The sequence below is a fragment of the Burkholderia sp. PAMC 26561 genome (assembly GCF_001557535.2).
Lineage (GTDB): Bacteria > Pseudomonadota > Gammaproteobacteria > Burkholderiales > Burkholderiaceae > Caballeronia.
Window position 1 is genome coordinate 2459917 of the sequence record NZ_CP014306.1, and the last position, 17665, is coordinate 2477581.

Here is a 17665-nt window from a genome sequence, read left to right on the forward strand (position 1 = left end):
CCCGCGACACTTCCTCTTATTGACTGCTGTGGCTTACCAGTGCATTCCCGCGCCAACCGAGACGCCAAACTGGCCCCGCGTGCTCGTGGTGCCGCTGACCTTGTACGCCCAGATGCCGTTCTCGGAGAGCTGCGATACGCCGACCGCGACTGCGGATTGACCGCCATACGTGCCGCCGCCAATTGCCACCATGCCGCGGCCCGGCAGTACTGCTTGCGGCAAACCCGCGACTGCCAAGGCCGACGCCGTACCCGCATACGCGTCGCGACGCGTGCCTTCCGTCTTCGAGTCGGTGTAGTCGTTGGCTGACTTGAGCGTGCTGCCTGCGCTCTGGTTCAACTGGTTGACGTTGACAGCATCAGTGCCTTGCGTGCCTGCCGCGACGTTCGTGATCTGGCGTTCGCTGCCTGCCGCACCGACCGACACGGTATTCGCACGATCCGCGACAGAGCTCTGTCCGAGGGCGACTGAATTGGCCGCAGTTGCCTGGGCGCCGTTACCCACGGCAACCGAACCCGTGCCGCTCGCGAGTGCGTTTTGACCCAATGCCATTGCGTTGTCAGCTGTAGCCTGAGCGCCATTGCCCATGGCGACTGATCCAGCGCCCGTTGCGACTGCCTTCGCGCCTACTGCAACCGCAAGCGTGCCGGTTGCCGATGCCGCGTCCACGCTGCGATCACCGTCAGCGCTGAACAAGGGGTCCTTCGCGTCGATGACCGCATTGCTTACCGCGTTCGCAACTGCATTGTTGACTGCATCGCCAACCGATGCGTTAACCTGACCGATTGCATCGTTGAGCTGTCCTACGTTCACTGCGTCGGTCGTATCCACGCCGGCCGCGACGTTGTGGAGCACGGTGCCGCTTGTGCCTTCGAGCGTCACGCTGTCATGGTTGACCGAGCCGTCCGTATTGCGGTCGTATTTGACTGCGCCGTCGGCAGTAGTAGTTGCCGTTGCAGCCGCTGCTGTTGCCTGGTCACTGACCGCCTTCAACTGTGCGACGTTGACCGCGTCCGTATCCAGCGCGCCGGCGGAAACGCCGCTGATCGTGCGGCCGCCGACGTTGACTTCGCCGGTCGATGTTTGCGGTGCCGACAAGCCGAAAGCCGCATAGCCGCTTTGAGCGCCGATGGCGGCCGACGATCCGGCGCCGAGCGCGACGCTGTTATCCGCGGTCGCCGACGCGTTTGTGCCGATAGCCACCGAGTTAGCCCTTGCGGCGGCAGCAGAACCCACTGCAACCGCGTTATCGCCGGCGCCCGAGTTTGCACCGACTGCGATGGCATTCACCCCGTTTGCAGTTGCGTAAGTTCCCGCGGCCACCGAATTGGCGCCTTGCGCCAAAGCCGCATTGCCAATTGCGGCTGAGTTGTCGCCCGTCGCTGCGGCGTTGCTTCCGTACGCGGCAGCGCTGGCGCCGCCGGCAGCGGCATTTGCGCCGGTCGCAGTGGAGTTGATGCCCGACGCCTGGGCGTTGTCGCCGACGGCAACCGACGTCTCGGCCGTGGCGACGGCGTTTGCGCCCACCGCAACAGAGCCGGCCGTCGCAATGGTGCTCGAACCCACCGCCACGCCGTTGTCGGCGGCGCCCGAGTTCGTACCGACCGCAATGGCATTCACGCCGTTTGCGGTTGCGTAGTTTCCTGCGGCCAGCGAGCCGGATCCTTGAGCCGAAGCCGCATTGCCGATTGCAGCTGAATTGTCGCCCGTCGCCGCGGCGCCGCTTCCGTATGCTGCAGCATTGGCGCCGCTGGCGACGGCATCTGCGCCTGTTGCAGTGGCGTTTGCACCTGACGCCTGAGCGCTGTTGCCTAGGGCGACTGCGCTCTCGCCCATTGATGTAGCGTTTGCGCCGACCGCGACGGAGTCAGTCCTCGCCACAGCGGCCGAACCCACAGCGACGGCGTTGTCAGCCGCGACGGTATCTGAACCGACTGCGATGGCATTGACGCCATTCGCCGCGGCATAGTTTCCTGCTGCGAACGAATCGGAGCCCACTGCCGAGGCGTTGTTGCCAACGGCTGTAGCATAAGCTCCCTCAGCCGTTGCGCTGTTTCCAAGAGCGGCAGAGTTGACGCCGCTTGCGGTAGAGTTTGCACCGATGGCCGTGGTGCCTGCGGAAGTTGCACTGGAAAGGGCTCCCAAGGCGATGGCCTGATCTGCGGAAGCGGTCGCGCCGTCACCCAGGGCCACGCTGCTGTCGCCAAGCGCGAATGAGTAGTTGCCGACGGCCACTGTCGCCAGGCCCTGTGCTGCCGACGAGTTTCCGATTGCTACGGAACCATTGCCGGCTGACTGCGCGTCAAAACCGACTGCGGTGGACCCGCTTCCCGTGGATCTTGCTCGATTTCCAAATGCACTCGATCTCGTGCCATCCGCTTCAGCGGCAAAGCCAACAGCGGTTGAACGTTCGCCATTGGCGCTGGCAGTAGGCCCAACGCGAGTGGAGTCGCTTCCGGAGCCGACGCCCGCCCAGTCGTCAACTGCTTGCGCCTGAGCCGAGCTCCCGACGAGGAAGCCCCCGACCATTACCGCATGCACGATCGCGAGCTTGCCTGCAGAAGAGGATCGCTTGGAATGCGATTTGGAAGTCTCGGATGCTGCCACCCAGGTACCGGAAGATTCGTTCCAGACTGCTTTGAAAATTCTATTCATGAAAGAAGGATGTCTAACAATTTGACAAATACTTGTCGGTTGATCGATGGAACAGGTCGCGCTGGGTCCGGATGATGGTCGGAATTGGACGTGACCGTTCCTGGTAACGAGGATCTCCCGCCTCGCAAATTCTGGCCCGCTTGGGCGTTGGACAAGCTTCCTGCATGCTGCGCTTCGGACTCAGAAGCTCGGGATCATCCGCGTTGTAACGCCGGCGATATACACGATCTTTCTTAATTTGAGTGGGCGAGCCGGATAAATGGTTCGTATTGCAAACTAAGTGATTTAAGTGTGAAAATTTGTGATGTCTGGTAGATTTTCGTCGTCGTTTTCCACTGTTGCTTGGCTGCTTCTCTTCGGGGCAGTTGTCGAGCCGGTGGACTGGTGATGTTTTTTGCGGCATCGAACTTTGCACGTGACCGCGCCGGCGTTTGCGCGGTATTGCCAACAAAACGTGGAAAACCTGCGTCCGCTCAACCTCTCAAAAGCGCAAACGTTCTACAATGTCGACTGATTTCTGACTTGAGTTTTCATGCGCAATTTTCTTCGTACTCGCCTTCGTACTCGTTTCTCCCGCGCGACTGCAGTCACTGCGGCATTGCTCTCGGTGTTTTCCGTCACCGCGCCGGCCTACGCCAACAACGTGATCGTGCTGAATTCAGGCGAAGCCACGCTCAGTCTCATCGACGAAGCAACTCGCCAGGTCGTGGCCACCATTCCGACCGGCAAGGAGCCGCATCATTTGATGGCAACACCGGACAATTCGTCGCTGATCGTGGCGAACTCGGTGTCGAACAACCTGATGTTCGTGGACCCGAAAACAGGCAAGCCTCAGCGCTGGGTCGAAAATATCGAGGACCCGTATCAGGTCGGTTTTTCGCCGGACAACAAGTGGTTTGTGTCAACCGGCTTGCGGCTCGACCGGCTGGACATCTACCGCTATGACGGCAAGAATATTTCGATCGCAAAGCGCATCCCGCTCGCGGTCATGCCGAGCCATATCGCGTTCACGAACGACAGCAAGACTGCGTTCATTTCGCTACAGGTATCCGGCGAGATCGCAGCTATTGATCTGGCAACGCAGACCGTGAAATGGAAGATGAAGGTGGGGCCGGTGCCCGCCGGTCTCTGGATGACGCCGAACGACAAGTACATGCTGGTTGGCATGACAGGCGCGGATTACGTCGCCGTGGTGGATTGGCGTAACCAGAAGATCGTCAAGACAATCAAGACCGGGAACGGCGCGCATAACTTCCGCTCGCTGGCGGACGGCAAGCATGTCGTGGTGTCAAATCGCGTCGCGAGCACAATTAGCGTCATTGACCAGGATTCGCTCACAAATGTCGGCGACATCACCGGTCTGCTTCCCGGTCCGGACGATATGGAACTTTCCGCTGACAAACGCTATCTTTGGGTAACGTTCCGGTTCGCGAAGAAAGTCGGAATCATTGATCTGACAAATCGCAAGCTCATACAGACAATCGCTGTGGGCCGTTCGCCGCATGGCATCTATTTTTACGACCGGGCGCCGGTGTTTGGCCCGAACGGCGGCTGAGGCGAGGGGCTGGGTCGCGAGTCACGTTGAGGTTGAAGGGCGATGCTGTGCCGGCAGCGCCTGGTAACGGTTACGGAGTTTCATGTTTCAATCCATCATTTCCGTGCTCGACACGGTTGTCTCGACAATTCAGACATCCCTGTACATCGATGTCGTGCAGCCGCTCCTGTTCAAGGTCGGCTTGATGGGCTATGACGAAGACACGTACGACGCGCTCTATTGGGTGATCGTGGGTGTGTTCGAAGTGCTTGTCATGTACGCGATCCTCAGACCGCTGGAGGCGCTCCGTCCGGCGGAGAAATGGGAAAACAGGAAAGGCGTGCGCGTAGACGCACTCTATACGTGGATCGTCAAGCTTGGCATTCTGAACGTGTTCTTTTTCTTTACCTTCCAGCCGTTCTTCGACAGTTTTCAAAGCTGGCTGCGGATTCACAATATAGCGAACCTCCAGCTCGACAATCTTTGGCCGGGTGTCACCTCTGAACCCATCGTTGCATTCGCAATCTATCTGGTCGTGCTTGATTTTGCCGGCTATTGGTATCACCGGATGGAACATCGAATCGGTATCTGGTGGGAGCTGCACGCGGTTCATCACAGCCAGCAAAAAATGTCGCTTTGGACCGACGACCGGAACCATTTGCTCGACGACATCATGCAAGCGGGTTTCTTTGCTGCCATCGCGCTGGTGATTGGCGTGCCGCCTTCGCAATTCGTCGTGCTCGTCGCGATCACCAATCTCATGCAAAGTATTCAGCACGCCAATATCCGCGTGTATTTCGGCTGGTTGGGCGAACGTCTGCTGGTCAGCCCTTCGTTTCACAGACGGCATCACGCGATCGGATATGGCCACGAAGGTACGGCGTACGGATGCAACTTCGGCGTGCTGCTGCCGTGGTGGGACATGATGTTCAGGAGCGTGTCGTGGAATCGCGAGCTCGAGCCGACCGGTATCCGGGATCAACTGGCCAGTCCGGACGCACCGGGACGCAATTACGGGGACGGTTTCATTGCGCAGCACTGGCTGGCGTTCAAACGGATCGGAGAACGCATAGCATCCCACCGGGCAATGCGCGCGCCCGGGTCCGACTCTGACGCCACAGCGGTTTAGCGGGCCGTTCTCTAGAGAGCTTTTTGCTGTTTTCGCAATTTTTTGCAGTCTGACACGGCGTTGCTCTCTTTGGGACTGACCGGTGCACGGCGCAGGCAGTTCGCTCTCGCGCAGCTTGAATTTGTGTTGTCGGCCTGCAACCGGCGATGTTTTTTGCAACGCCGGCGTTAGCCATCCGGACGAGCAGCGCGCAATGCGCGCTCTGGTTTATCCTAGCTTCTTTCCCTCTCTCAAACGATCTCCGCATGAATGACTTGCTGCGTTCGTTCGTGCGTGCTTTCGCGAACGCGTTTCATCCGAGGATGCTCTGGCTGACGTTCATGCCCTTCGCCGTGGCGACGGTCGCATGGGGCGCTGTCTTGTGGTTTTTCTGGCAAACGCTGACGGGCGCCGCGCGTGACTGGCTCGACGGCTGGGCATTTACATCGGCTATGTACCGACTCTTCGATTCTGTCGGGTTCTCATCGCTGCATGCCGTGATCGCGCCGTTTTTCATCGTGATCATGGCAATCCCGTTGATCGTGGTGACCATTCTGCTGCTCATCGCGACGCTTTCAATGCCGTCCGTGATCAAGCTGCTGACACGGCGCCAGTACGCATCGCTTGAGATGCGGCGGGGCGGATCGTGGTACGGCAGTCTCGGGCATTCGGTCGTCACTACCGTCGTGTGCCTCGTGCTGTTGGTCGTCACGCTGCCGCTATGGCTGATTCCGCCGTTTTTCGCAATCATTCCGCCCGTGCTGTGGGGTTGGCTGACGTACCGGGTGATGACTTATGACGCGCTCGCGATGCACGCCAGCGCAGACGAGCGGCGCACGATCGTGCGCCGCTCGCGTTGGCCGCTGTTTGGTATTGGTGTGGTCAGCGGTTTGCTGGGGTCTCTGCCGACGATGTTGTGGGCGTGGTCAGTATGGCTGCTGCCGTTGTTCCCGATCGTCGCCGCGGCGACCATCTGGATTTACGCATTTATTCTGGTTTTTTCGGCGCTCTGGTTTGCACATTATTGCTTGCATGCGCTCGAGCGCTTGCGCATCGAAACCGCTACAGCGCCTGCGCTGAGCGATCATGGCGCGGCTGCCGAGTTGCACACTCCGGCTAATTACTAAGATCAGGGAGCATTCATGGGCTTTGGCGTGATCATCGTTGGTGACGAAATCTTGTCCGGCCGAAGGTCCGACAAGCATCTGCCAAAAGTTATCGAATTTTTGTCGGCGCGCGGTCTGGCGCTGGATTGGGCCGAATATATAGGCGATGACCGTGAGCGGATTACAGCCACGCTCAAGCGGGCGTTTGCATCGGGCGACGTTGTGTTCTCGACCGGGGGTATCGGCGCCACGCCCGACGATCACACGCGCCAGTGCGCGGCGGCGGCACTGGGCGTGCCGCTTGAATTGCATCCGGAAGCGGCCGAGCTGATTCGCGCGCGCATCCGCGAAACGGCGGGCGACAAACCCGCCGACCTGAACGCACCGGACAACCTGCACCGGTTGAACATGGGAACGTTTCCGATGGGAGCGAGCATCATTCCCAACAGCTACAACCGCATTCCCGGATTTTCGGTCGGCGACGTTCATTTCGTGCCGGGATTTCCGGTCATGGCGTGGCCGATGATCGAATGGGTGCTCGATACCAAATACACCGATTTGCATCACGCGACGCCATATGTCGAGCGGTCGCTGTTCGTATTTGGCTTGCCTGAATCGCGCATTACGCCGCTCATGGAATCCATTGAAAACGATTTTGCGGGCGTGCGCGTTTTCAGCTTGCCGAGCGTCGGGGATGCCTCGCGCGGTGAAGTGTTCGGGCGCGCCCATATCGATCTCGGCGTGAAGGGTGAGCCGGAGGCGGCCAATGCGGCGTTCGAACGGCTGCGCGAGGGCGTGACTGCGCTAGGCGGCGAGATAGTCGAAGTCGAGCCGGGCGCGGGCCACTAAGGCTGAGCCGGCGCTGGCTCAACGATTCATGCGCCAAGCCAGGGCAGGCCGCGAAAGCACCATCCCGAAATGGTCTTGCGGTGACCTTGGGCGTCCTTGTCGCCTTCAAAGCCTTCTAGCAGGTCGAAGGCTTTTGTGAAGCCTGCCTTTTCTGCCGCTACGGCCGCAAGCTTTGAGCGTGCAGCGCTGCGGCAGAGAAACAGGATCGGTGTATCAGGCGCGGCGACCTCGCGTAATTGCTCGATGAAGGCCGCGTTTGGAACGGACCCCGGGTATTGGATCCATTCGATGTGCGTGTACTGCGCAGTATCGATGGCAGGACGACCGACCCAATCCAGTTCAGCGCGCGTGCGGACGTCGACAAGGCGCACAGAAGGATCGAGTTGCAGAAGCTCAAAGGCTTCCGCCGGAAGAATAGCGCCGGCGTAGGAAAGCTGATTCTCAGCAGCGCGGCCTGTACCCTGGGAATACAACTGTTCGAGCGTGCTCATGAACGAAGGTCTCCAATCGGACATTTTAATGAGGCATTCTAGCGTGCCGATGGTGGTATCAAAGCGCGCAACGTAAGACTATGGACGCGCATCAAAAAGGTGCGCAGAGTGTGAATCGCCCTGAATCAGTGCTAACGTTATGAGTTGCTGGCCTCTATGCACTAAAAAAGTGCATTTGGGGTTTGCTGCAGTAGATGCGAAGTTTTCAAGTGTGTGCGGCTTCCCCGAAAAAGCGCGCAGCTTCAACTGCTTAGCGCAATAATGGTGCAGTTGGCATGGAAGCTGCTTTTGACTATGCCGATGGTTTCGAATCGGTTAGGCGGCGAATAAAGTTTCGTCGATTTTGTTAATCAGGAGATAGGTAATGAGCAAATCCGTGGCCGACGTCATGCAACTCGTCAAGGACGAGGACGTCAAGTTTGTCGACTTCCGTTTCACCGACACGCGCGGTAAAGAGCAACACGTTTCGGTGCCGGTCTCGGCATTCGACGAAGACAAATTTGAAAGCGGCCACGCTTTCGACGGTTCGTCTATCGCCGGATGGAAGGGCATCGAAGCGTCGGACATGCTGCTGATCCCGGATGCGGACACTGCGTTTATCGACCCGTTTTATGAAGAGTCGACGCTCGTGATGTCGTGCGACGTCGTGGAACCGTCGGACGGCAAGGGCTATGAACGCGACCCGCGTTCGCTGGCAAAACGCGCTGAAGCCTACCTGAAGAGCTCGGGTCTCGGCGACGCAGCGTTCTTCGGTCCGGAGCCGGAATTCTTCATTTTCGACTCGGTGCGCTGGAGTGCAGACCAGTCGGGCTGCTTCGTCAAGGTGGGTTCGGAAGAGGCGCCGTGGTCGTCGTCGATGGAATTCGAAGGCGGCAACACTGGTCACCGTCCCGGCACGAAGGGCGGTTACTTCCCGGTTGCGCCGGTCGACACGTTCCAGGACATCCGTTCGGAAATGTGCCTGTTGCTCGAGCAAATCGGCATCCCGGTCGAAGTGCATCACCATGAAGTAGCGGGTCAAGGCCAGAACGAAATCGGCACGAAGTTCTCGACGCTGGTTCAGCGCGCTGACTGGACGCAACAACTGAAGTACATCGTACAGAACGTGGCGCACACGTACGGCAAGACGGCAACGTTCATGCCGAAGCCGATCGTTGGCGACAACGGTTCGGGCATGCACGTTCACCAGTCGATCTGGAAGGACGGCAAGAACCTGTTCGCCGGCGACGGTTATGCGGGTCTGTCGGAATTCGCGCTGTTCTACATCGGCGGGATCATCAAGCATGCTCGCGCGCTGAACGCGATCACGAACCCGTCGACGAACTCGTACAAGCGTCTCGTGCCGCACTTCGAAGCACCGGTGAAGCTCGCTTACTCGGCCAAGAACCGTTCGGCATCGATCCGCATTCCGCACGTGTCGAATCCGAAGGGCCGCCGTATCGAAACGCGTTTCCCGGATCCGATGGCAAACCCGTACCTGTGTTTCTCGGCGCTGATGATGGCCGGTCTCGACGGCGTGCAGAACAAGATCCATCCGGGCGAAGCAGCAGACAAGAACCTGTATGACCTGCCGCCGGAAGAAGATGCAAAGATTCCGACCGTGTGTGCCGGCCTGGATCAGGCGCTCGACGCACTCGACGCTGACCGCGAGTTCCTGACGGTCGGTGGCGTGTTCACGGATTCGATGCTCGACGCGTATATCGAATTGAAGACGACGGAATTGCAGCGCTATCGCCAGGCTGTGCATCCGATCGAATTCGAGATGTACTACTCGCTGTAAGCGGATGGCGCGCGTGCTTCAGTTTCCGGTAGTCGGAAAAGCATGCCGCTCGATGCGAAGCAGAAGTGTCAGGTGAACGGAAAAGGGACGGCGCGCCGTCCCTTTTTTAATCGCCGGATCTTCGTCTCACCAGTTTCAAGACCGGGTCTCACTGCACGATGGTTCTCAAGAATCTCATCAAGGCGAGAAAGAGTCCTCCCGACAATTCGCTGTCCGACGACGCGACGCTCGTCGCCACCAATCTGCTGCCGGGCATGGAAGCGTTGCCCACGGTCGTGCTCGTGCTGGACAAGTCGACGCTGAAGATCGCATTTGCGAATCCGTCGGCGGAAGCCATGCTGGAACGCTCGCGCAGGCAACTGGCTCAAACTGCGTGGCCCGAATTGTTCGCCAACGCAGACGAGCTGGTGACGACCATTGCGTCCATTGCCGATCACAGGTTTAACGCGACCCATCTCGATGCCGTGCTCGAACGCCCCGGTCGCGAGCCGCTGCATGTTCATGCGATCGTCGCTTATCTGGAAGTGGCGCCCAATTACGTGCTGCTCGAACTCTTCGAGAACGAGCGGCACCTGAAGACCGACCGCGAAGAACGTATTCACGATCTGACCGCGGTCAACAAGCAACTGATCCGCAATCTCGCGCACGAAATCAAGAATCCGCTTGGCGGTATTCGAGGCGCTGCACAACTGCTGGAGTTCGAACTCGGCGCGCGTGAGCGCGATGAACTGCGCGAATACACGCAAGTGATCATCAAGGAATCGGACCGGCTGCAGACATTGGTCGACCGGTTGCTTGAACCGCACCGGCATCCGCATATCGTGGGCGATGTGAATATCCATGAGGTGTGCGAGCGCGTGCGCGCTGTGATTCTCGCGGAGTTTCCGCGTGGCCTCACGCTCGACCGCGATTACGACGTGAGCGTGCCCGACCTGCGCGGCGACAAGGAGCAGCTTATCCAGGCGCTGCTCAACATCGTTCGAAACGCGGCAGAAGCGCTGCGCGAACGGATTTCGCAAGGCGATGCACGTATCGAATTGCGCACACGCATCGCGCGCAAGGTGACAATCGGCAAACGCTTACACAAACTGGCACTGGACTTGCATATCACTGACAACGGTCCGGGCATCCCGGAAGAGATACGCGACCGGATCTTTTATCCGCTCGTATCAGGGCGAGAAGACGGCAGCGGACTTGGCCTCACGCTTGCGCAAACTTTCGTGCAGCAACACGACGGGTTGATCGAAGTGGAAAGCAAGCCAGGCTGCACCGAATTCACGATCCTGTTGCCGTTCGAAGGATGAACGGCCTCGCCCGGCAACCAACGCAATCGCGGCAGTCATTCAACGATCAATCACGAGGGTTCATCGATATCTTGAAAAGCGCTCATGCGCCTGACCGTTTCGACGGGCTTAAACCGAACCACACGAAGACATCTCGCCGAACTATATGAAGCCGATCTGGATAGTAGACGATGACCAATCCATCCGCTGGGTGCTTGAAAAAGCCCTCGCAAGAGAGAACTTCGCGACGCGCAGTTTTTCCGGCGTCCGCGACGCGCTGACCGCACTCGAACAGGAAAGCCCGCAAGTGCTCGTGTCCGACATTCGCATGCCGGGTGGCTCGGGCCTCGAATTGCTGCAAACGGTGCGCGACAAGCTGCCCGGTCTGCCGGTCATCATCATGACGGCGTTCTCCGATCTCGACAGCGCCGTCGCCGCGTTCCAGGGTGGCGCGTTCGAGTATCTCGCCAAGCCGTTCGACGTGGACAAGGCGGTCGAACTCATCCGCCGCGCGGTCGATGAAAGCATGCGCGGCGAAGCCGCCTACGACAACAGCGTCACCGAAACGCCCGAGATGCTGGGCCAGGCTCCGGCGATGCAGGACATGTTTCGCGCGATCGGCCGTCTGTCACATTCCGCCGCCACCGTGCTCATCACGGGCGAATCAGGCACCGGAAAGGAGCTTGTCGCCCGCGCGCTGCACCGCCATAGCCCGCGCGCGAACGGGCCCTTCATCGCGCTGAACACCGCGGCGATTCCGAAGGACCTGCTCGAGTCCGAGTTGTTCGGTCACGAACGTGGCGCGTTCACGGGCGCGCAGGCCATGCGTCAGGGGCGCTTCGAGCAGGCGGAAAACGGCACGCTGTTCCTTGATGAAATCGGCGACATGCCGTTCGATCTTCAGACACGTCTGTTGCGCGTGTTATCCGACGGCCAGTTTTATCGCGTAGGCGGGCACAACCCGTTGAAGGCGAATGTTCGTGTGATCGCGGCCACTCATCAGAACCTTGAGTCTCGTGTACGCCAGGGCTTGTTTCGCGAGGACTTGTATCACCGGCTGAACGTCATCCGTTTGAGGCTTCCCGCGATGCGCGAACGTAGCGAGGACATTCCGCTGCTCACCCGCCATTTCCTGCAAAAGAGTGCGCGCGACCTCGGTGTGGAACCCAAGCGCGTGTCTGAAGATGCGCTGGCGTTCCTTGCGTCGCTGCCGTTTCCGGGCAACGTACGGCAGCTTGAGAACCTCTGCAACTGGCTGACCGTGATGGCGCCGGCGCAGACCATCGAGCGCAAGGATCTGCCGCCCGATCTCACGCCGACTCAGGAATATGCCGGCGAGAGTACGGCGCTCACAGCGTCGGCGGTGGAGGGCGGAACGAGCTCGGGTTTGGCGAGTGGTCCGAATGGCGCGCCGGTTGCACTCGGCGCTGCACCGGCCGGCATTGCCGCGAGCATCTGGGAAAACGGCTTGCGTACTGAGGTCGCGCGACTGTTGCGCGAAAATACCGCCGATGTCATGGACGAACTCGCTCGACGGTTTGAAGCCGCGGTGATTCGCGAGGCCCTCGATTTCACGCGTGGCCGCAAGGTGGAAGCGGCTGAGCGCCTGGGCATTGGCCGCAATACGATCACACGCAAGATCCAGGAACTGCATCTGGACGCGTGACGTGAAGCGGGGACGATTTCGTCCCCGCTTCATTCAATCAATGGTCGCGATAACCGGTGCGTGATCCGACGGCTGTTCCCACTTTCTCGGCACCTTGTCGACTTCGCATGCAGTGCAGCGTGCGGCGAGTTCCGCCGTCGCCAGAATGTGATCGATGCGCAACCCCGCGTTACGGCGGAATCCGAGCATCCGATAATCCCACCAAGTGAATAGTTTCTCCGGCTGCTCGAATTTGCGGAAAGTATCGGTGAGACCGAGGTCGATAAGTTGCACGAAGTGCGCACGCTCATCGGGCGAAACGAGGTTCTGGCCTTCCCATGCTTTTGGATCGTGAACGTCGCGGTCTTCCGGCGCGATGTTGTAGTCGCCGAGCAGCGCCAGTTGCGGATAGGTTTTCATTTCAACTTCTATCCAGTCGCGCAGCGCTTCCAGCCAACGCATCTTGTATGCGAACTTTTCGGTGCCGGGCGCTTGTCCATTCGGAAAATAGGCCGAGATGATCCGGACGCCTTCGACCGTCAGGGCAATCACGCGTTGTTGCGGATCCTCGAACGCGGGGATGTTGCGCACGATCGTGGTTTCATCGACGCTCAAACTGCTGCGCACCAGAATACCGACGCCGTTGTAGGTCTTCTGGCCTGCGTACCAGCTCTTGTAGCCAGCGGCTTCGAGTTCGGCCACGGGAAATTTGTCGTCAGTGAGTTTGAGTTCCTGCAGGCACAGCACATCGACGCCGCTCGTTGCCAGCCAGTCGATAACGTGCTGCTGGCGGACTTTGAGGGAGTTGACGTTCCAAGTGGCAATTTTCATGAAGTAAATGTTTGGGTTTGACTCTGATCAGTGATGCAGCGGCACGGCGACGAGTTTGACGCCCAGCGCGGCCGCTACTTTCTGGATGGTTTCGAACCGGGGTTTCGCGCCTTCGGAGAGCGACTTGTAAAGGCTTTCGCGCTGCACGCCGGCGTCGGAGGCGACCTTCGACATGCCGCGTGCCTTTACGACGTCGGCAAGCGCCGAGAGCAGAATATCCGAGTCGCCCGAAGCAAGCGCTTCATTCAGATAAGCTGCGATGGCCTCTTCGCTGTCGAGATAGTCGGATGCGTCGAATGCTGAAATTTGAGTGGAGTTCATTTCCGTTCCTGTCTGATTCGCTGCCACATGGCCTTCGCTCGGGCGATATCCGCTACTTGCCCTTGCTTGCAGCCGCCTGCTAACAAGAGATAGACGCTCAGGCCGTCGCGCACATAGTAAACACGATACCCCGCGCCGGTGTGGATCCGCATTTCCCAGACGCTTTCGCCAACATCGTGGCAATCGCCAAAATTACCCTTCGCTGCGCGCTTGATCCGGACCAGGATCGTGGCACGTGCGCTCAGGTCTTTTACGCTCAACAGCCAACCTGAAAATTCACGCGTTTGATTGATGGTGTTGGTCATGCACGTGAATCCCGAGTAAGAGTCGAGCGGGATATCTGGCATCGAGTGTATCTCATTGGATACAGTGATTCAAGATATCGTTTAGTGGGGTGTGGCAGTCAGATCACAGGGATTACTTTGACCTGCGCGCCCTCGCTCTTGAAGTCGACCGAATGGCTAACGCGGCCCGTACGCTCGAAATTCTTCTTTCTGTCCCGCTACAATGTCCAGAACACCTCAGCGAAAGGACGAGCCCCATGGACCTGATCATTCGACGCGCCGCGCTCGCCCACTCGCGCGATCCTGTGGATATCGGCATCAAAGACGGCCGCTTTGCCGCCATCGAGCCGCGGCTCGACGCCACGGCGCCTGAAGAAATCGACGCTGCGGGTGCTCTCGTCACGGCGCCGTTCATCGATGCGCATTTCCACATGGACGCTACGCTGTCCTACGGCTTGCCGCGCGTGAACGCGTCGGGAACGTTGCTGGAAGGCATCGCATTGTGGGGTGAACTGAAGCCTGAGCTCACGCAAGAGGCGCTGGTCGACCGAGCGATGCAATATTGCGACTGGGCCGTCGCACGCGGTCTGCTCGCGATCCGTTCTCATGTCGACGTGTGCGATCCGCGTCTGCTTGCGGTGGAAGCGCTGCGTGAAGTGAAGCGTCGAGTGAAGCCATATCTCGACCTGCAACTCGTTGCGTTCCCGCAAGACGGCATCTTGCGCAGCAAAGGCGCTTTCGAGAATTTGAAGCGTGCAATATCGATGGGCGTCGACGTCGTCGGCGGCATTCCGCATTTCGAGCGCACGATGGCCGACGGCGCCGAGTCTGTGCGGCTGTTGTGCGAGTTCGCAGCAGAGAAGGGCTTGCGCGTAGACATGCATTGCGATGAATCCGATGACCCCATGTCGCGGCATATCGAAACGCTGGCGGCGCAGACGCATCGGCTGGGGTTGCAGGGGCGTGTGACCGGTTCGCACTTGACTTCCATGCACTCCATGGACAACTACTACGTGAGCAAGCTGATCCCGTTGATCCGCGATTCGGGCGTGGCCGCAATCGCAAATCCGCTGATCAACATCACGCTGCAGGGGCGCGCCGATACTTACCCGAAGCGTCGCGGCATGACGCGCGTGCCTGAACTGATGGCGGCGGGCGTCGACGTTGCGTTTGGCCACGACTGCGTGATGGACCCCTGGTACAGCCTCGGTTCCGGCGACATGCTCGAGGTGGCGCATATGGGATTGCACGTGGCGCAGATGACGGGCATCGACGCAATGCGCGCCGCGTTCGAAGCGGTGACTGCGACACCGGCGAAGATCCTGGGTATCGAAGGATATGGGATTGCCGTGGGTAACAACGCGGATTGCGTGGTGCTGGACGCGCGTGATCCTGTCGAAGCGATTCGACTACGGGCGGCACGCACGGCTGTGCTTCGACGAGGGAAGGTGATCAGCCGTTCACCGTCGATGCGGGCGAAGTTGAGCCTCGAGGGGCGGCCGGAGGAAGTGAATTTCAGGCTGGACCGCTAAAGCCGTTGACCAAAAAAAAGCGGCCCCGAGAGGGACCGCTTCATCAACTCAAAAAAACAATCAATGCGCAGCGGTCGGCGACATGCCGTTATGCCTCAACAGCGCATCGATATTTGGCTCACGGCCGCGGAACGCCTTGAACGAGTCCATTGCCGGCCGGCTTCCGCCAACCTCGAGAATCTCGCGACGATACCGGATACCCGTTTCTGCATCCAGCACTGAACCGCCGCCGAGCTTCGCCGCTTCTTCGAAAGCCGCGTATGCATCCGCCGACAACACTTCCGCCCACTTGTAGCTGTAGTACCCCGCCGCGTACCCGCCCGCGAAAATATGCGTGAAGGTATTGGTCCAGCGTGAGAAGGGCGCCTGTGGCACGACGTGGAAACGCTCGTTGATCTCACGCGCGAAGTCGTTGACGTTGGTAGCGCCTGCCGGATCGTAGTTGCTGTGAAGCTGGATGTCGAACATGGACAGTACGATCTGGCGCAATGTGCCCAGGCCGCTCTGGAAGTTCTTGGCTGCCAGCATCTTGTCGAAGAGTTCGCGCGGCAACGTGGCGCCCGTATCGACGTGACCGGACATGTCGGTGAGGACGTCCCATTCCCAGCAGAAGTTCTCCATGAATTGCGACGGCAGCTCGACCGCGTCCCATTCGACGCCATTGATGCCGGAGACGCCGAGTTCATCGACGCGCGTAAGCATGTGATGCAACCCATGGCCGAATTCGTGGAACAGGGTGATGACTTCGTCGTGTGTGAAGCAGGCGGGCTTTCCACCGACTGGCGCCGAGAAGTTGCAGGTCAGGTACGCAACCGGTGTCTGCACGCCGCCATCCTGGCTCTTGCGGCGTGAGCGGGCATCGTCCATCCATGCGCCGCCACGCTTGCCTTCGCGCGCGTACAGATCGAGATAGAACTGCGCGACCAGCGAGCCGTCCTTGTTCTCGACGCGGAAAAAGCGCACGTCCTGGTTCCAGACGGGAGCTTCATCGCGACGAATCGAAACGCCGAACAAGGTCTCCGTGACCTTGAACAAGCCCTTCAACACGGCTTCCTGCGGGAAGTATTGCTTCACTTCGTTTTCGGAAAACGAGTAGCGTTGCTGGCGCAGACGTTCGGCGGCGAAGGTCGAATCCCAAGGCTGCAGTTCCGGCATGCCGAGTTCGGTCGCGGCGAACGCGCGCAACTCCATCCAGTCCTGTTCCGCGTGCGGACGTGCGCGCACTGCGAGGTCTTCCAGGAACGAGACCACTTGCGCCGGCGACTCGGCCATCTTCGGCGCGAGGGAAACCTCGGCGAAATTCTGGTAGCCGAGCGCGTGCGCTTCTTCGTCGCGCAGCTTCAATTGCTCGACCACGTTCGCCGTGTTGTCCCATTCGGGCTTGCCTCGGCCGTAGTTCGCGCCGAGCTCGGACGCCCGCGTCACATACGCGCGATACATCGCTTCACGCAGCGGCCGGTGTTCGGCGTATTGCATGACCGGGAAATACGACGGGAAATGCAGCGTGAACTTCCAGCCTTCGACGCCTTCTTTCTGCGCGGCTTCGCGCGCAGCCTCGATCACGTCTTCCGGCAAGCCCGCAAGCTCGCTTTCATTCGTCACGATGTACGAAAACGCATTGGTGGCATCGAGCACGTGATCGGAAAATGCCTTCGACAGCGCCGCCTGTTCTTCCTGCAGACGCGCGAAGCGTGGTTTCTTGTCCTCGGGCAACTCGGCGCCTGACAAACGGAAACCGCGCAATTCATTGCTGAGCAGCTTCTTCTGCTCGGCTGTGAGTGTTGCGTGTTCGTCGCTCGCGGCGATGGCCTTGTATTTCTCGTAGAGCGCCAGATTCTGCCCAACACTTGCTGAGAACTCGGTCACGCGCGGCAGATTTTCGGCATGCGCGGCGCGCAATTCGGGGGTATCGGCGACGGCGTTCAAGTGGCCGATGACGCCCCAGGCACGTGACAACCGTTCGCTCGCGCGCTCGACACTTTCCACGATGTCATGCCACGTCGCCGGTGTTTCGGGCGCGGCGGCATGATCGACCGCGGCTTTTGCGTCGGCGAGCAGCACGTCGAGCGCGGGCGTGACGTGTTCAGGCTTGATATCGTTGAAAAGGGGCAGGTCGGAGAAGTCGAGCAGCGGGTTGCCCTGGACTTGGGACTGAGCTTGATTCGCGGTATTCGATGGTGTCGAACTGGACATGACTCTCCCGGTCTCGGATGAAAATCTTTAAGAAAAAACACAACGGCGCGCCC

At 59.6% G+C, this 17665-nt stretch carries 14 protein-coding genes; 8 read left to right on the forward strand and 6 right to left on the reverse strand.

The features are described 5' to 3' along the window. Positions 1-33 precede the first annotated feature (33 nt). A complete protein-coding gene (locus AXG89_RS11330; protein ID WP_069638346.1) occupies positions 34-2655 on the reverse strand; it encodes a YadA-like family protein in 2622 nt (873 codons plus the stop codon). Positions 2656-3187: 532 nt separating this feature from the next. On the opposite strand from AXG89_RS11330, the gene AXG89_RS11335 reads away from it, so the two are divergent. From AXG89_RS11335 to AXG89_RS11350, 4 genes are all read left to right on the forward strand, one after another. Continuing rightward, a complete protein-coding gene (locus tag AXG89_RS11335) occupies positions 3188-4210 on the forward strand; it encodes a YVTN family beta-propeller repeat protein (RefSeq protein ID WP_062169738.1) in 1023 nt (340 codons plus the stop codon). An 82-nt stretch (positions 4211-4292) separates the two neighbouring features. After that, the gene (locus AXG89_RS11340; RefSeq protein ID WP_062169739.1) at positions 4293-5318 is read left to right on the forward strand and encodes a sterol desaturase family protein; all 1026 of its coding nucleotides are present in this window, start codon (positions 4293-4295) and stop codon (positions 5316-5318) included. Between the two features lie 245 nt (positions 5319-5563). Further along, a complete protein-coding gene (locus tag AXG89_RS11345) occupies positions 5564-6424 on the forward strand; it encodes an EI24 domain-containing protein (RefSeq protein WP_062169740.1) in 861 nt (286 codons plus the stop codon). Positions 6425-6439: 15 nt separating this feature from the next. Beyond that, on the forward strand, positions 6440-7252 hold the full coding sequence (locus AXG89_RS11350) for a competence/damage-inducible protein A (RefSeq protein WP_062169741.1): 813 nt from the start codon (positions 6440-6442) through the stop codon (positions 7250-7252). Positions 7253-7278: 26 nt separating this feature from the next. Here the strand turns inward: AXG89_RS11350 and AXG89_RS11355 are convergent, their stop codons facing one another. Next, positions 7279-7743: a rhodanese-like domain-containing protein gene (locus AXG89_RS11355; RefSeq protein WP_061999035.1), complete on the reverse strand. Its 465-nt coding sequence runs from the start codon at positions 7741-7743 to the stop codon at positions 7279-7281. Between the two features lie 364 nt (positions 7744-8107). Here AXG89_RS11355 and glnA point away from each other — a divergent pair, with 364 nt between their 5' ends. The 3 genes from glnA to ntrC all read left to right on the forward strand — a co-directional run bounded on the left by glnA (position 8108) and on the right by ntrC (position 12472). Next, on the forward strand, positions 8108-9523 hold the full coding sequence (gene glnA / locus AXG89_RS11360) for a type I glutamate--ammonia ligase (protein ID WP_061999036.1): 1416 nt from the start codon (positions 8108-8110) through the stop codon (positions 9521-9523). Between the two features lie 158 nt (positions 9524-9681). Further along, the gene (glnL, locus tag AXG89_RS11365; RefSeq protein WP_061999037.1) at positions 9682-10827 is read left to right on the forward strand and encodes a nitrogen regulation protein NR(II); all 1146 of its coding nucleotides are present in this window, start codon (positions 9682-9684) and stop codon (positions 10825-10827) included. A gap of 145 nt (positions 10828-10972) precedes the next feature. Beyond that, positions 10973-12472 (forward strand): nitrogen regulation protein NR(I), encoded by a 1500-nt coding sequence (gene ntrC / locus AXG89_RS11370; protein ID WP_061999038.1) that lies wholly within the window; start codon positions 10973-10975, stop codon positions 12470-12472. A 33-nt stretch (positions 12473-12505) separates the two neighbouring features. Here ntrC and xth read toward each other — a convergent pair whose 3' ends face one another. Genes xth through AXG89_RS11385 form a run of 3 tightly spaced genes read right to left on the reverse strand, consistent with a single transcriptional unit; the run spans position 12506 to position 13908 of the window. After that, positions 12506-13282 (reverse strand): exodeoxyribonuclease III, encoded by a 777-nt coding sequence (xth, locus tag AXG89_RS11375; RefSeq protein WP_061999039.1) that lies wholly within the window; start codon positions 13280-13282, stop codon positions 12506-12508. A gap of 27 nt (positions 13283-13309) precedes the next feature. Continuing rightward, positions 13310-13603 (reverse strand): addiction module antidote protein, encoded by a 294-nt coding sequence (locus AXG89_RS11380; RefSeq protein ID WP_061999040.1) that lies wholly within the window; start codon positions 13601-13603, stop codon positions 13310-13312. Then, complete coding sequence (locus tag AXG89_RS11385) at positions 13600-13908, reverse strand: type II toxin-antitoxin system RelE/ParE family toxin (protein ID WP_061999041.1); 309 nt, start codon at positions 13906-13908, stop codon at positions 13600-13602. The genes AXG89_RS11380 and AXG89_RS11385 overlap by 4 nt, the downstream gene beginning before the upstream one ends. 236 nt (positions 13909-14144) lie before the next feature. On the opposite strand from AXG89_RS11385, the gene AXG89_RS11390 reads away from it, so the two are divergent. Next, on the forward strand, positions 14145-15419 hold the full coding sequence (locus tag AXG89_RS11390; RefSeq protein ID WP_062169742.1) for an amidohydrolase family protein: 1275 nt from the start codon (positions 14145-14147) through the stop codon (positions 15417-15419). A 60-nt stretch (positions 15420-15479) separates the two neighbouring features. Here AXG89_RS11390 and AXG89_RS11395 read toward each other — a convergent pair whose 3' ends face one another. Then, complete coding sequence (locus AXG89_RS11395) at positions 15480-17612, reverse strand: M3 family metallopeptidase (RefSeq protein ID WP_061999043.1); 2133 nt, start codon at positions 17610-17612, stop codon at positions 15480-15482. Positions 17613-17665 lie beyond the last annotated feature (53 nt).